Source organism: Mesorhizobium sp. M2E.F.Ca.ET.219.01.1.1, from assembly GCF_004016445.2.
Taxonomy (GTDB): Bacteria; Pseudomonadota; Alphaproteobacteria; order Rhizobiales; family Rhizobiaceae; genus Mesorhizobium.
This window is the reverse complement of record NZ_SADT02000002.1, coordinates 176,938-191,681: the sequence shown is the minus strand read 5'-3', so window position 1 is coordinate 191,681 and position 14,744 is coordinate 176,938. Positions and strand designations below refer to the sequence as shown.

Below are 14,744 nucleotides of genomic sequence, written 5' to 3'. Positions count from 1 at the left end.
GTCACTCCGTTCGAGCCTTGGACTGCAGCTTGTCGCGAAGAAAGGCAAAGGGCCGGCTGATGTCGGCCACCAATGCCTCGCGCGCGGCCTGTGCGTTCTGCGCCGCAAGCGCGGCAACGATGCTGCGATGGTAATGCGCGGTGTCCACCTCGCCGGCTTCGGAAAAGGCGTAGATGGCGACGCGGATGCATGGGCCGGATTGCAGCCAGAGGCTCTCTATCATCGGTATCAGCACGGCTGACCCGCAGGCACGGTAGATCTCGAAGTGGAAGCTCTGGTTGAGCGTGACCTCGCGATCGACATCCTTCTTTTGCTTCAGCGCCCGGACCTCGTCCCATTCGCGCAGCAGCGCCTCGACGGTCGCGATTCCACGCGGCCCCATGCGCGTTGCGGCGAGCGAGATCGCCTCCCCCTCGATCAGGATGCGCGCGCGCAGCAGGTCGTCGATCCGCTCCAGCGTGATCGGCGGCACGCGCACCGAGCGGTTGGGCAGCGCCTCAAGCGCCTTTTCGGTGATCAGCCGTCCGAGCGCCTCACGCACCGGCATGGTCGAGGTGACCAGCGCGTCGGCAAGGCCGCGAATGGTCAGTACCTGGCTTGGCTCGAACAGGCCGCCGATCAGAGCGCGGCGCAGCTCCGAATAGACGCGGTCCTGCACGGTCTCGCGGCCGACCGGCGCAAGTTGCGCGGCGAAAACGTCATTGGTCCGCTCCACGGCTGCCTTGTGCATGCGCTCCCGACTCCAGCCCTTTTTCTGGCGACCTTTTTTGGCCGACCTGCCCGTTTTCGGCTTGCGGAGAAAATTAAAGCTGATTAGCGTGATCAAAGCAAGTGTGATCACATATCAAAATCAGGAAACGAAAAACGCTTCCGGCCCGAGGGACTGATGGGAGACGCAGTGAAACGGCATGGGGCTGAGACCCAGCAGCCGGTGCTGGCGGCAAAAAACGTCGTCAGGCGCTTCGGCGGGCTCGTTGCCGTGAACAATGTCTCGTTTGACGTCCGCCCTGGCGAGATACTGGGCCTGATCGGTCCGAACGGCGCGGGAAAGACGACAATGTTCGACCTTCTGGCCGGCAGCATTCTGCCATCCAGCGGTGAGATCTATCTGGGCGGCGTGCCCGTTTCCGGCGAGGCCGCGCACCGCCGCATCGGACGCGGCCTCGGGCGTACGTTCCAGATCCCACGGCCGCTCCCCAACCTGACGCTGATCGAGAACGTCATGCTTGCCGCGCAAGGGCAGACCGGCGAGCGGCTGCTTGCCAATTTCCTCACGCCGTGGCGGGTCGCCGCCGAAGAGAAAGCCGCCGCGAAGAAAGCCGCCGAGCTGCTGGAGCTCGTCTCGCTGACCCGCCTGGCGCACGAGCCGGCGCGGGTGCTTTCCGGCGGCCAGCGCAAGCTCCTCGAGCTCGCCCGCGTGATGATGGCCGATCCCGCGATCATCCTGCTCGACGAGCCGGCGGCCGGCGTCAACGCCACGCTGCTCGAGGTTATCATCGAGCGCATCCGCGACATCAACGAGAGTGGCATCACCTTTCTCTTGATCGAGCACAATATCGACATGGTGACGCGGCTTTGCCACCGCGTGCTGGTGATGGCCAGCGGCGAGCTCTTGTGCGAGGGCACCGCCGACGAGGTGGCGCGGGACCCGCGTGTCATCGAGGCCTATCTCGGGGGCACGGCATGACCGAAACCGTGCTGGACGTCAGCGACCTCGAAGCCGGCTACGAGCCTGGCGTGCCGATCGTGCGCGGCGCCTCGATCACCGTCAACAAGGGTGAGATCGTCGTCGTGCTCGGGCCAAACGGCGCCGGCAAATCGAGCCTGATCAAGGCCATCGCCGGCCTTGTCCCGATCAGCCGGGGCAAGGTGCTGCTCGATGGCAAGGACATCACCGGGGCGCCCGCCCACACCATGGTCCGCCTCGGCCTTGCCTTCGTGCCGCAGACCGAAAACGTCTTTCCCCGGATGTCGGTGGAGGACAATCTGAAGGTCGCCTGCGGCATCCTCGAACGGCGCCAGGCGCCTGCCCGCATCGAAGAAATGTACGCGGCCTTCCCCGACCTTCTGCGCCAGCGGCGAACTCCTGCCGGCAACCTCTCGGGCGGGCAGCGCCAGATGCTCGCGGTGGCGCGGGCGCTGATCGTCCATCCGAAGGTGCTGGTGCTCGACGAGCCCTCGGCCGGACTGTCGCCGAAATTCGTGTCGATGGTGTTCGAGATGCTTTCGGCCATCCGCAAGTCCGGCGTCACCATCCTGCTGGTCGAGCAGAACGCCAAGGCAGCGCTCGCCATCGGCGATCGCGCTTACGTGCTGGTCGAGGGCAAGGAGCGGCACGAGGGCATCGCCTCCACGCTATGGGACGATCCGGTCATCGCGGAGCTCTATCTCGGCCAGCGGCCGCTCCGTAAGGACAGCGCCCGGCATACTGAGACGGGAGGCGCGGCATGAGCCTGCAATTCGTCGTCGACGGGCTGCTCACCGGCTCGATGATCGGACTTGGCGCCATCGGCGTGACGCTGACCTATTCCATCCTGCGCTTCTCGAACTTCGCCCATGGCGATTTCATGGCCTGGGGCACGTATGCGACCTTGGCCGTCGTCGGCGCCATTGCCGCCATGTTCGGCAAGGTGGCGCCGATCGCGCCTTTGTCCTTCGGCTGGCCGCTCATCGTCGCGCTGGTCGTCGGCGCGGCGTTTACGGCCCTGCTCGCGCTGCTGCTCGACAAGGTGCTGTTTTCGCGGCTGCGCAAGCAGGAGCAGGCGATCATCGCGGTGATGGGAAGTTTTGGCGCCTCGATGGCGCTCAGAAGCCTGCTCGAATTCATCTTCACCTCGCGCCCGACCTATTTCAGCCGCGCGATCCAGATCGCGATGCCGGTCGGCTTCGGCATCCGCATCACGCCCGATCAGATCGCGCTCCTCATTCTGACCGCGGCGCTGGTGCTGGGCGTGCATGTTCTGACGACACGCACCCAGACCGGCCGCTCCATGCAGGCGATGAGTCAGAACCCGGCGCTTGCCCGCATCGCCGGCATCGACGTCGCCAGCGTCGTGCGCGTAACCTGGGTCATCGGCGCGGCACTGGCCTGCGTCGCCGGCGTGATGATCGGCGTGTTGGTCCAGATCCGTCCACTGATGGGTTTCGACATGCTGTTGCCGATGTTCGCCGCCGCCATACTGGGTGGCATCGGCAGCATTCCGGGCGCGGTGCTGGGTGGCCTGATCATCGGGCTCGCCGAGGCCGGCGCGGTACAGCTGATCGGCGCTGAATGGCGCGCCGCGGTCTCCTTCGTCACCCTGATGGCAGTTCTGGTCGTGCGCCCCATCGGGCTCTTCGGGGTGCGTGAAAGATGATCGATCTGGTGGGCTACGGCGCCTTCTTCCTGACGACGGCACTGATCTTCTCGCTGGTCACGCTGGGCCTCAACCTGCAATGGGGGCTGACCGGGCTGTTCAATGTCGGCCTCGCCGGCTTCGTCGCCATCGGAGCCTACACCTCGGCGCTGCTCACCACCCCCGACGACCCCGCCCGGCTGGGCGGCTTCGGCCTGCCGATCCTCATCGGCTGGCTGGGGGCGATGTTCGTTGGCGGGGTTGCCGCCGCGCTGACCGGCATCGCCACGCTGCGGCTCAGATCGGATTATCTGGCAATCACTACTTTCGGTGTCGCGGTCGTCGTGCAACTGGTCGCGCTCAACGCGCAGAAGCTGACCGGCGGCCCGTTCGGCATCGGCTTCATCCCGCGACCCTTCGGCGGCCTCGCCGAAACGCCGCTGCTCTTCAACCTGTCGAACCTGGCCATTGTCTCGGCGGTGACGCTCGCCGCATATCTGGCGCTCGAACATCTGACGCGCAGTCCGTGGGGCCGGGTCCTGAAAGCGCTGCGCGAAGATGAGCGCGCCGCGATCTCGCTCGGCAAGAGCGCGCGTTTCTATCGCGTCCAGGCCTTTGCCGTCGGCGGCGCGATCATGGCGCTTGCCGGCGCGCTGCAGGCGCATTTCATCGGCTTCATCGCTCCCGACAACTACCTGTCGATCCTCACCTTTCAGGTCTGGGTGATGCTGATCGTCGGCGGCTCCGGGAGCAACGCCGGCGCCATTGCGGGCAGCGTACTGGTCTGGGCGATATGGGCGGGCTCGGGCGCGCTCACCAGCGTGCTTTTCGCGCCGGAACAGCAGGCGCGAGCCGCATCTCTGCAGATCGTCGCCATCGGCGTCATGCTGTGCGTTATCCTGTTGGTTCGGCCGAACGGCATATTCGGTGAGCGGCCACGACGGGTGCGTTTCGGCAAGCGGACGAAAGCCACAGCCAGCGAAAGCGGATCCTGAGCGCGATGGCGCGGCATGAAGCGCTTTCCCTGTGGCACGCGGCCAGCCGCGACCACGGCCTCCGACCGGCGCTGGAAGATAGCATCGATGTCGATCTTGCTGTCGTCGGCGGCGGCTTTGCCGGCCTGTCGACCGCACTGCATGCGGCCAGCAAAGGCCTTTCGGTGGCTGTGCTCGAAGCAGAGATCATTGCCTGGGGCGCCACGGGCCGCAACGCGGGCTTCGTCGTGCCAAATTTCGCCAAGATGGATCCGGACGCCATAGTGGCCCATCTCGGCGCGGAGCGCGGCGAGCGGCTGATCGGGGTCGCCGCGGGTAGCGCCGACCTCGTGTTCAACCTGATCGACCGGCATAACATCGCCTGCGACGCCGTCCAGAACGGCTGGATACAAGCGGCGCACTCATCGGCTGCTCTCGAAAGAATCCGATCCCGCGCCAGGCAATGGCTGGAGCGCGGCAGGCCGGCGGTGATGCTCGACAGCCAGCAGGCCGAGGCGCTGACCGGCGCGCGAGGCTATGCCGGCGGCTGGATGGACCGCTCAGGCGGCGTGCTCAATCCGGTCGCATTCGCGCGCGGACTGACCGATGCGGCCGAAAGGGCCGGCGCGCGGATTTTCGAGCACACGCGTGTCACATCGATCGACGGTTCGTCCGACGGCTGGACAGTGACGACGCCGTCGGGTTCATTGCGTGCCGGCAAGGTGCTGATCGCCACCAACGCCTATGGCGGAGCGCTCAACCCGACACTGCAGCGCACCTATTTTCCGCTGAGGGTTTTCCAGATTGCGACGGCGCCGCTGCCGTCGAAGACGCGTGAGCGCCTGCTGCCCGGCGGCCAGGGGTTCTCCGACACCAGACGCAATCTCCTCACCTTCCGCTTCGATGCGCAGAACCGGCTGATCAGCGGCGGCATGCATGTCGTGAGCGCGGGCGCCGAGTGGCGCGTGCCGCGGACAATCTGGCGGCGGCTGGCGAAGCGCCTGGAACTCCCCGACCTGCCGCCGATTGAATACGGCTGGTCGGGGATCGCCGCCGTCGAGCCGGATTTCTTGCCGCACCTGATCGACCTCGGCCCAGGTCTGATGGCGGCCCGCGCCTGCAATGGACGCGGCATCGCCATGACCACGGCCATGGGCAAGGTGCTGGCCGACTGGGCGGCGGGGACAGAAGCGCGCGACCTGCCGCTGCCATTCTCGCCACCGGCGCCGATCCCCTTTCACGGCCTGCTGCGCTACGCGCCCAACATGCTGCTGCCTTGGAGCATGCTGCGGGACCGGCTCGATCGCACCGGTTAGGACAGTTTCGGATCAGAAGACTCTGGATTGTGTTTCGTAGCCAAATTCAACCATTCCTCATCTCGAATGATGGACCGCTGTTAGTTTCAAGGGATAGCCGAGGGATGCCCTGAGCCTTCACCGCCTCGATGATGGTTACGAGTATCCGGGCGCCGGCACCGCGCCCATTGTGCCGTAGCTCCACATTCCTTGACATCGGGTATTTATCCGAAATTATGCAGGAAAGAAGGATCGCAAGCATGACGGGAATCGCGCTATCGGGCGTATCAAAGCACTTTGGCGCGGTCCAGGTGATCCGCGACGTGAGCCTGGACATCGAGCCAGGAGAGCTGGTCGTGTTTCTCGGTCCGTCCGGTTCTGGCAAGACGACGCTGCTGCGGATGATCGCCGGCCTCGAAAGCATTGACGAGGGCACGCTGACGATCGACGGGGTGCGCTCGGAAAACCTTGCGCCGGGCAGGCGCAACGTTGCGATGGTGTTCCAGAACTATGCGCTTTACCCGCATATGACCGTCGCGGAGAACATGGCCTTTGGGCTAAGGAACATTCGGGTCGCGCCGGATGTCATACGCCAGCGGATCGCTGAGGCTGCGCGTGTCTTGGAGATCGAAGCGCTGCTCCACCGGCGGCCGTCGCAGCTCTCCGGCGGGCAGCGCCAGCGCGTTGCCATTGGGCGGGCGATCGTCAAGGAGCCCAAGGCATTCCTGTTCGACGAGCCGCTCTCCAATCTGGACGCAGCACTTCGGGCCCGCACTCGCGTCGAGCTCGCCGAATTGCATCAGCGCTTGAAGTCGACGATGATCTACGTCACCCACGACCAGGTGGAAGCGATGACGCTCGCCGACCGCATCGTGATCCTCAACAATTGCCGGATAGAGCAGATGGGAAAACCCGTCGAGGTCTATACGCGTCCGGCGTCGCGATTCGTCGCGGCCTTCGTCGGGTCTCCGGCGATGAACATTCTGCCTGTTACGGTTTCGGGCTCGGGCGACAGGCTCAGTGCGCGCTTGACGGATGGATCGCTCGTCGGACTTCCTGGCGCGCCGGTCGACATGGATTGGCGCGAACTCGGAGTGCGGCCGGAATCGCTGACTGTGGTCGCGGAGGGCGGGGACGCATCCGCCACGGTCACCGTTGTCGAGCGCCTTGGCGAGCGAACGCTCGTCTATGCGCGGCTCGCGGATGGGACGCAGGTGACGGCACAGGATCGCGGGCTTTCGAGCGTCAAACCGGGCGACGCCGTCCGGCTGAAGTTCGACACCACGGCCCTGCATCTGTTCGCTGCGGACGGATCGACCTGGCACGCGCATGCTGGCGGGGCCTGAGCCCACCAGGCTGAATCCGGTTCTGCGCGACGCGTTTTAACCCTTGATGCCTGCAGAGAGCGTTATCGCTTCGGTTACTCGGCGCTGGAAGAAGAGGTAGGCCAGTGCCACCGGAAGGCCGGCCAGCACAGCTGCCGACAATTGGCGCGCGTAGTAGACACCGAAGGCGTCGTTGACCTGCGTGATGCCGACGGTGATCGTCATCATCTCGGTGCGGGTCACCGAAAGGAACGGCCACAGAAAAGCGTTCCACGTCCAGATGAAGCAAACGATCGACAGCGCCGTCGTTACCCCCCAGTTCATTGGCATGTAGATCTTGAAGAGTATCCCGAATTCGGACGCGTTGTCCATGACCGCGGCCTCCCGGAAGTCCTTCGGGACCTGATCGAAGAACTGCTTGTACACGATGATAATGACGGGGTGGATAAGCTGCGGCAACATGATTCCGGCCCAGCTGTTGATCAGGCCAAGGTTGGCCACCAGCACGAAGTGATTGATGATAAGCGCTGAGATCGGCACCATGAAGGAGGCAAGGATCAGCCACCATAGCGCGATCCGCCCCGGGAACCGCAACTGCGAGATCGCGTAGCCGCACAGCGTCGATATGAAGATGGTGATGACCGTTACGCCGACCGCCACCGCCACCGAGTTGACGTACCAGGCGCCGATCTGCGTGGTGGTCACGGCGCTGATGTAGTTCTCCAGCGTCGGCGTCTGGGGCCAGAGTTCGATGTACGGCCGAACGACCTCGTCGTCCGGCTTGAGCGATGAAATCACACCCCAGTAGAGAGGGAACGCCCAGAGGACGGCCCAGACGAGCGTCAGCGCCGTGATGATCCCGCCCCAAAAGTTCCAGCGTTGCGCAGCCATGACCTTCATCGGCGCCGCCTTTCGGCGAACCGGAGCAGCTGGAATTGCAGGACCGAGACGACGACCACAAGCATGAAGAGGGTGACGGCGACGGCCGCCGCCCTGCCCCCCTGGTTCTGCTGGAAGGCCTTCTGGAAGACGTAGTAGACGAGCACCATGTTGTCGTTCGGTCGGCCGCCGATCGAGAACAGATAGACCTGGTCGAAGATCTTGAGCTGCAGGATCAGTTGGATGGTGAACACCAGCGAGGTGACCGGCCACAGCAGCGGCCAGGTGATACGCCGGAACGTGGTCCATCGCGTTGAGTTGTCGAGCGCCGCGGCTTCGTAGATCTCCGCTGGTATGGACCGCAGTCCGGCGAGGAAGAGGAGGATCGAGAAGCCAGCGGTCCACCAGATCGTCACTCCGGCCACAGCCGGCAAGAACCAGACGCGCGACTTGAAGACCGGCACGCGCGGGATGCCCAGCCAGTCCAGCACATGCATCGCGATTCCGAACTGGAAGTTCAGCGTCCAGTCCCAGATCAGATACACCACCGATACCGGCAGGATATAGGGCAGGAAGAAAAGCGCCAGAACGATTGACTGGAAGCGGCCCTTGAGGCGCGACACGCCAAGCGCGATCAACAGCGCGATGAGCGTCCCGGGGACGACCGTCATCAGCACGAAGTAAGCGGTGTTCCAGAGCGCGCGCCGGAACATCGGGTCGTTGTCGAGCCGCAGGTAGTTGTCGAGACCAACCCACTGGCCCGCGCCGATCAGCGGCGCATCGGTGAAGGAGATCCGGAACATCTGAACCGTCGGATAGACGAACGCCAGCAGGTAGATCGCCAGGAAGGGAGCGACCAGCACCAGCGCGACAAGACGTTCAGTGCGGGAGTTGCGAAGCATGGTTCTTCCTCAAACAGGCTGGGACCGTTCCGGGCGGGATTGTCCCAGCCTTTGAGCTTCTACATGCTGTTCAGCTCTTCCTTGATGGATTTCACCGCGTCGGCCGGGTCCATCTCTCCGTTGAGGGTCGGCACGAAATAATTGGACATGATGTCGAAGATCGGCCCGGCGACACCGGCCTTGGTCGACTTCGGGTCGAAGATCATGTTGGCCGTCAGCGTCGAGTAGGTCGCATTGGGCTCCATTGCCTTGTATTCGGCCGTCTCAGTGACTGGCTTGTAGGCCGGGATGTGGCCTGCCGTGGCCCAGAACAGCGAGTGCTTGTCCATCCATGAGATCACCTCGAGGACAGCGGCACGCTTTTGCGGACTGATCTCCTTGCCCTTGTTCTTCGGGATTGCGAACGAGTGGCTGTCCGCATAGGTGCATGGCTTGTCGAAGATCACCGGGATCTCGACGGCGCCCCAGTCGAACAGCTTGCCCTGCTTGGCCAAGTCGGTCATCGTGGGAACCTCCCAGACGCCGTTGATCATCATTGCGGCCTTGCCCGAGGTGAAGAGAGCGACGGTTGCGGGATAGTCCGTGTAGGTCGACTGCAGCCCTGCCTTCGTCCACCCTTGCAGAACCGCTAGCGCCTTCTCCAGCTTTTCAGGGTTGTCGCCGGCGAGGAACTCGTTGCCCGTCAGAAGCTCGCCGCCTTGCTGGCACACCAGCGAATAAATGGTGCGGTACATGAAGTTGCCGTCGGCGGTGACGCTGCCCAGCGGGAACTCTACGCCGGCATCCTTCAACTTCTTGAGTGTCGCGGTGAATTCCTCCTTGTTCTTCATGCCCATGGGACGGCCGTCCGCGCCGAGCACGCCTGCCTTCTTCAGGAGGTCGCGATTGTAGTAAAGGACGATTGGATGGGTATCGAGCGGCACTGCGTATTGCTTGCCGTCGACCGTCACGGCGTCCATCGTCGTCTTGCTGAAGTCCGAGGCCGAGAGGCCCATCTTGCTCATGTCGTCGGCGGTGATTTCTTCGAGAATGTCCTGGCTCACCGCCAAGGGGATACGGCTGGCATGATAGGTCATGACGTCTGGCGCCTCACCGACCGCGGCCGAGGTCTGCACCTTCGTGTAGAAGGGCGTTCCCCATTCCAGCGTCGTGGCGTCGATCTTGATCTTGCCGGCGTGGGCGGCGTTGAAGTCGGAGATCATCTGCTTCATGCGCACACCGTCACCGCCGCCGAGGAAATCCCACCATATGACGGTTTCCTCGGCCTGGGCCGCGACGGCCCAGAATCCTGCGGCCGCAACCACCGCTACGGCTATCATCCTGCGAAAGTTCATCTCAGCTTCCTCCCGAGCACGGCGGTTAGATCCGCCTTGAACGTTTCAATGCTACACCAAACCCATCCGCCCGCAACGGATTTTACGGTATATATCTGACAATCGGATATTAACTCAGAGCGTCACACGCACCATCGAGTAGGAGTGCGGCGGCAAGTTCAGTGTCATTCCCTTGCTGCTGAGCGCTGCCCCGTTGCCTTTGGCCGGCGATACGTTGTCCGGCGCGTCTTTCGTGTTGCAGGCCTCGAGATCGTCGTGACGGATAATCGTATGCTCGATGGACTTGGCGGCGAACCGCTCGAGGGCGATTTCGGCCTCTATCGTCTCGGATCCATGTCGGTTGATGGCGAAGAAGGTCAGCGTGCCGGCGTTCGAATCGTGCACGCCTGCAATGTCGAGCCACGGCACCTTGTCGGCCGCGGCTGCGTCATAGGTGGGTACCTCGACCGCGAGTTGCAGCGCGGTGCCGCGGCCGTGCCTGGAGGCCAGCATGAAGGGCCAGTAGATCGTCTGCCGCCAGGCGCTGCCGCCGGGATCGGTCATGATAGGCGCGATAACGTTCACCAACTGCGCAATGCAGGCGATGCGAACAATATCCGACCGTCGGATGAAGGTGTTGATGATGCAGCCAACCTGCAGCACGTCCTCGAAATTGTAGATGTCTTCGAGAAGCCTAGGCGCTTCCGGCCAGTCCCAGCCACGCATGCGCTCCGCGTCCTGCTTGCGCTGATGGTACCAGACGTTCCACTCGTCGAAGGAGATCTTCACATCCCGCTTCGAGCGGGTCTTGGCCTTCACGTAGTCGATGATGCCGGAGACCGTGCCGATGTAGCGGTCGAGCTTGGCTGGAAGAGCGAGATATTCGGCCGTGTTCTTCTCGTAGTTCTCGAAATACATGTGGAGGGAGATGTAGTCGACCTGCTCGTAGGTCGCTTCCAGCACGGTTGCTTCCCACTGCGGATAGGTCGGCATATTGGAGTGCGACGAGCCGCAGACGACCAGTTCCACCGTCGGGTCGAGGCCGCGCAGCGCCTTGGCGGTCTCGTTGGCGAGATGGCCGTATTCGCTCGCCGATTTGTGGCCGACCTGCCAGGGACCGTCCATTTCATTGCCGAGACACCAGAGGCGGCAGTTCCAGGGTTGCGCGCGTCCATTCTTGGCCCTGAGGTCGGACCAGTAGCTGCCGCCCGGGTGGTTGACGTATTCAACGAGGGCCCGCGCCTCGTCGAGGCCGCGGGAACCGAGATTGACCGCAAGCATCGTCTGGGTGCCGGCCTTTTCGGCCCAGTCGGCGAATTCGTGGATTCCAACCAGGTTCGGCTCCGTGGTGCGCCAGGCAAGATCGAGCCGCCGCGGGCGGTTCTCCTTTGGGCCTATGCCGTCTTCCCAATTGTAGGCCGACACGAAGTTGCCACCCGGGTAGCGACAGATCGGAGTGTCGAGCGCGCGCACCAACTCGATCACGTCCTTGCGCATCCCCTGCGCGTCCGCTTGCGGATGTCCGGGCTCGTAGATGCCCGTGTAGATCGCCCGGCCAAGATGCTCGAGAAACGAGCCGTAAAGACGTTTGTCGATATCCGCGACGGCATAGGCCGCGTTCGCCGTGACTCTGGCCTTCATGATCCCTCCCACTGCGGATTTTCAATCCGACTGTCCGGTCTATATCCGGGTCTCTGGATCAGTTAATGGCGGAGTTCGTTCGCCCGTCAAGGGCCTAAAGCATGTCGCCCAGAAGTGTGCGCGGGTCTGGGACAACGACATGCATCAAAACAAATGACTTAAAGCGCGTCGCCTGAATCCGGTTCAGCGTGACGCGCTTTAAGATGCCTCAAGCCTTCAGCAGGCGCAGAACGATGTCTTTGCTGTAGTTGCCGAAGCCGCTGCCGAAGATATTTATGCCGCCGGGGTGACGCGCATCTTCCTTCACGCCGATTCTGATCCGGATCGAGCGGTGCCGCCCGAGCTCAAGATCAGCCAGCGAGCATTTGGAAACCTTCTCATTGTTGCGATAGGTGCCATTGTTCGTGACGCGCCAGTGTGCGAGGTCGCCATATTGCGATCCGGCCAGCTTCCACCAGCCGGGCGTATGCTTGCCGCGCTTGTCCCCATAATCGGCTGGCGCGGTCCAGGTATCTATCTCGTGTCCGTTGATCGCTACGGTGATGTCTGATGGCCAATCCTTCGACGTGCCCGGCACCTCTGACGAAAGCTCCATCGCTAGTTCCAACCCGCCGACTTTGGCATTGGCAAGCGTCGCATTGTTGGGAAACTGGTATTCGACGAAGCCGCGCGTGAACCACAGCAGCCCTGCCCGCATACGGTCAGGATCAAGGAAGGTGTCGGGCACATCGAGAAGTCCGATGACGCCGTCCTTTGAACACAGGCCGCAGGGAGCGGAGACTTCGCATCTCGTATAGAGTCCAAGCGGCATCGCCACTTCTATGACGCCGAGATCCTGCGCCGGGGCGCGGTCCTTAAAGACGACAACCAACTCAGAGAAGGTCGAATAGCAAACCTTCTGGCTTCCCTTGCGCGCCTTCTGTGATTTCGTCTCGATCAAACCGACATCGACAAGAACCTGGATGTTGGCGGAAATCGTCGATTGCGGCAGCCCCAGTTCTTCGGCCACCTGATTGACGTTTTTCGGCCCCTTGCGGTGCAGCAGATCGAGAATCCGGACCCGGACCTCGCTCGCGAGGCTCTTCAATAAGTCGAGCCGCTCAAGCGGATCGACAACCATGATTTCATTCGACATATCGCCCCGCACTCGTCACACGGCGTATGTATCAGCAGATCAGATACAAATAAAGACGGTGGCATTATGATTGACCCCGAAAGAGTGGGCTTCGCACGCCCCGTTCGGGGACGGCAATCGATGCTCCGCTTGATCCAAAGGAAGTAGCCGATCCTCCGGCAGCGGTAGGATGACGGCAAGCCCCCTTCCGAAGGACTTTGTGGAGGATCGCCCCGGCGGTACCCAATAGAGCTTAATGAGGACGGGTGTACTGACGGCCTCGCTCCGATGTAAGCTCGATTCCTGACTCGGGTCGGCCCTCTGGATGCCAGTGCTGAATGTGCTCGCAAAATCCGGGAGCAACTAACCGAAAAAACCGAACGCGTTGGTTTTGTCCGTCAATGAAGGCCGCGGCGCAAGTGATCTGCCTCATCGCTTGCGCAGGTGCGGCGATCCCCGGGATAGGTCCCCACCCGTGCGTGGCTGAACTAATCGAGGGCGATCACAATCGCGCATTCGTAATTCTGGCCCAGGCGGGGGATTGGTTGGCGTTCCAGCACAAGGAGGAGCGATATGACTAAGCATGCTACGCGAGGAACGCTGGGGCACAAGGAGATAAAACAGCTCAAGGAAGTTTACGACCGGGCCCGAGCCGTTCAAGCCAAGTGCTCGGAGTCACACATCGCGAGCAGAGCCGCAAAAACGCTGATCGATGCGTTCGAAGCCGAAAACGACCCCGAAGATACGGAAGTCGATCCTCAATGGCTGAGCAAGGCCGCCCCCCGGGGGAACGCCTGAAGGCCGAACGTCATCATGCGCGCGCAAAGGCAGCGGATGAAATGAACCCATTCCTTTGTGTCTCGCATTCTCAGGCCTTGCGGACGAATCCGGTAGCGGCCTTCAACAAGCGGCCGAGAACCGCTTGCACGCGAAAGTGCGGAGATAGATACCGCTCTATCCCTTTGTTTTTACGCAATTCCGGACGGAAAACTGCTGACATTTTTCCTGGAATTGCTCTTAGCCTGAACAGCCCACGCGATTCTTCGGGGAGGACGTCGGCGTTCAATTTCTTGGGCGCCCGAAACGGAACTTCGACTCGTTGCAGCATTGAGGACAAACTTCTGTCGATTTCAATCATAAGGGACTTCTCTGTGAGCCGGCTCACATCTGGCTTTCAAAAGTTAATTATTGTAGGCTGTGGTGGATTTGGAGAAACTCGGGCGGTCTCCATGCAAACGCTGTCGCAGTACCCAGCGCCGCGTCCCCTTGGGGGGACGCCATCACAGGCTATATGGGGCATCAACAATATCCTCGGGGTTGCCGCAAGACCCTACAAACCCCATTCAATCTTATGCCGTCAGGATGACGAAGACGACACGATATTCATTATCAAGTCGGGCTGGACCTTACTTTATCGCGGACTGCCCGACGGAGATCGTCAGATCATCGACACGCCTCTTCAAGGCGACATTGTCGGCTTCCGTTCCGTGCCCGGACCTCGCTTCGCTTCGCTAGCCGCTATAACCGACGCTGCTGTCTACCCAATACCAAGGAAGGCCCTGACTGATCTCATCTTGTCGGAAGGAAGTTTCGGCAGGAAGATCGCCCGCTCCCTGGCGCGGACAAACGCCATTGTTGCCGAGCATCTCGTGAACGTCGGGCGGCGTAATGCCATGAGCCGGACCGCTCATTTCCTGCTAGAGCTGGAGGAAAGACTCACCAAAGTCGGCCTTTCGGCCGAGGGGGGATATGATTGTCCACTAACCCAGAATGAGCTGGCAGACATTCTTGGCATGACCCCCGTTCACGTGAACCGGACATTGCGCGAGCTCCGCAGGGCCGAACTCGTCTCGTTCAAAACCGGCCACGTGGAGATGCTCAACCGCAAGAACCTTGTCAAACTGGCGGGGTTCGAAAAGGAATATCTCAGCTAGATTGATCGTTCAGGACCGTGATCGCTTCCGGC

General features: G+C 62.3%; 15 protein-coding genes. 8 read left to right on the top strand and 7 right to left on the bottom strand.

All coding sequences use genetic code 11. The features are described from left to right. Position 1 precedes the first annotated feature (1 nt). Entirely contained in the window at positions 2-730 is a 729-nt protein-coding gene (locus tag EN862_RS11320) for a GntR family transcriptional regulator (RefSeq protein WP_127866874.1), read from the bottom strand. A 156-nt stretch (positions 731-886) separates the two neighbouring features. Here EN862_RS11320 and EN862_RS11315 point away from each other — a divergent pair, with 156 nt between their 5' ends. From EN862_RS11315 to ugpC, 6 genes are all read left to right on the top strand, one after another. Next, complete coding sequence (locus EN862_RS11315; RefSeq protein ID WP_127866873.1) at positions 887-1,687, top strand: ABC transporter ATP-binding protein; 801 nt, start codon at positions 887-889, stop codon at positions 1,685-1,687. Then, positions 1,684-2,451: an ABC transporter ATP-binding protein gene (locus EN862_RS11310; protein WP_127866872.1), complete on the top strand. Its 768-nt coding sequence runs from the start codon at positions 1,684-1,686 to the stop codon at positions 2,449-2,451. Before EN862_RS11315 ends, EN862_RS11310 begins: the two co-directional genes overlap by 4 nt. Next, complete coding sequence (locus tag EN862_RS11305; RefSeq protein ID WP_127866871.1) at positions 2,448-3,356, top strand: branched-chain amino acid ABC transporter permease; 909 nt, start codon at positions 2,448-2,450, stop codon at positions 3,354-3,356. Before EN862_RS11310 ends, EN862_RS11305 begins: the two co-directional genes overlap by 4 nt. Continuing rightward, complete coding sequence (locus EN862_RS11300; RefSeq protein ID WP_189401714.1) at positions 3,353-4,330, top strand: branched-chain amino acid ABC transporter permease; 978 nt, start codon at positions 3,353-3,355, stop codon at positions 4,328-4,330. The genes EN862_RS11305 and EN862_RS11300 overlap by 4 nt, the downstream gene beginning before the upstream one ends. A 5-nt stretch (positions 4,331-4,335) precedes the next feature. After that, positions 4,336-5,625, top strand: coding sequence for an FAD-dependent oxidoreductase (locus EN862_RS11295; RefSeq protein ID WP_189401711.1), 1,290 nt, complete (start codon positions 4,336-4,338; stop codon positions 5,623-5,625). Positions 5,626-5,864: 239 nt separating this feature from the next. Continuing rightward, entirely contained in the window at positions 5,865-6,950 is a 1,086-nt protein-coding gene (ugpC, locus tag EN862_RS11290) for a sn-glycerol-3-phosphate ABC transporter ATP-binding protein UgpC (RefSeq protein WP_127867272.1), read from the top strand. A gap of 36 nt (positions 6,951-6,986) precedes the next feature. Here the strand turns inward: ugpC and EN862_RS11285 are convergent, their stop codons facing one another. The 5 genes from EN862_RS11285 to EN862_RS11265 form a co-directional block, all read right to left on the bottom strand. Continuing rightward, complete coding sequence (locus tag EN862_RS11285) at positions 6,987-7,829, bottom strand: carbohydrate ABC transporter permease (protein ID WP_127866869.1); 843 nt, start codon at positions 7,827-7,829, stop codon at positions 6,987-6,989. Next, positions 7,826-8,710: a sugar ABC transporter permease gene (locus tag EN862_RS11280; protein WP_127866868.1), complete on the bottom strand. Its 885-nt coding sequence runs from the start codon at positions 8,708-8,710 to the stop codon at positions 7,826-7,828. Before EN862_RS11280 ends, EN862_RS11285 begins: the two co-directional genes overlap by 4 nt. Positions 8,711-8,769: 59 nt before the next feature. Beyond that, entirely contained in the window at positions 8,770-10,044 is a 1,275-nt protein-coding gene (locus EN862_RS11275; RefSeq protein WP_127866867.1) for an extracellular solute-binding protein, read from the bottom strand. A 114-nt stretch (positions 10,045-10,158) separates the two neighbouring features. Next, positions 10,159-11,664 (bottom strand): alpha-N-arabinofuranosidase, encoded by a 1,506-nt coding sequence (locus EN862_RS11270; RefSeq protein WP_127866866.1) that lies wholly within the window; start codon positions 11,662-11,664, stop codon positions 10,159-10,161. A 208-nt stretch (positions 11,665-11,872) separates the two neighbouring features. After that, a complete protein-coding gene (locus tag EN862_RS11265; protein WP_127866865.1) occupies positions 11,873-12,799 on the bottom strand; it encodes a transcriptional regulator in 927 nt (308 codons plus the stop codon). Positions 12,800-13,351: 552 nt separating this feature from the next. Between EN862_RS11265 and EN862_RS11260 the strand changes: the two genes are divergently transcribed. Continuing rightward, positions 13,352-13,576, top strand: coding sequence for a hypothetical protein (locus tag EN862_RS11260; protein WP_127866864.1), 225 nt, complete (start codon positions 13,352-13,354; stop codon positions 13,574-13,576). 70 nt (positions 13,577-13,646) lie between these two features. Here the strand turns inward: EN862_RS11260 and EN862_RS11255 are convergent, their stop codons facing one another. Then, positions 13,647-13,916 carry a hypothetical protein gene (locus EN862_RS11255; protein ID WP_127866863.1) on the bottom strand — a complete coding sequence of 90 codons (270 nt, stop codon included), beginning with the start codon at positions 13,914-13,916 and terminating at the stop codon, positions 13,647-13,649. A 91-nt stretch (positions 13,917-14,007) separates the two neighbouring features. On the opposite strand from EN862_RS11255, the gene EN862_RS11250 reads away from it, so the two are divergent. Further along, positions 14,008-14,712, top strand: a complete 705-nt coding sequence (locus tag EN862_RS11250; protein ID WP_127866862.1) for a Crp/Fnr family transcriptional regulator — start codon at positions 14,008-14,010, stop codon at positions 14,710-14,712. Positions 14,713-14,744: the final 32 nt, after the last annotated feature.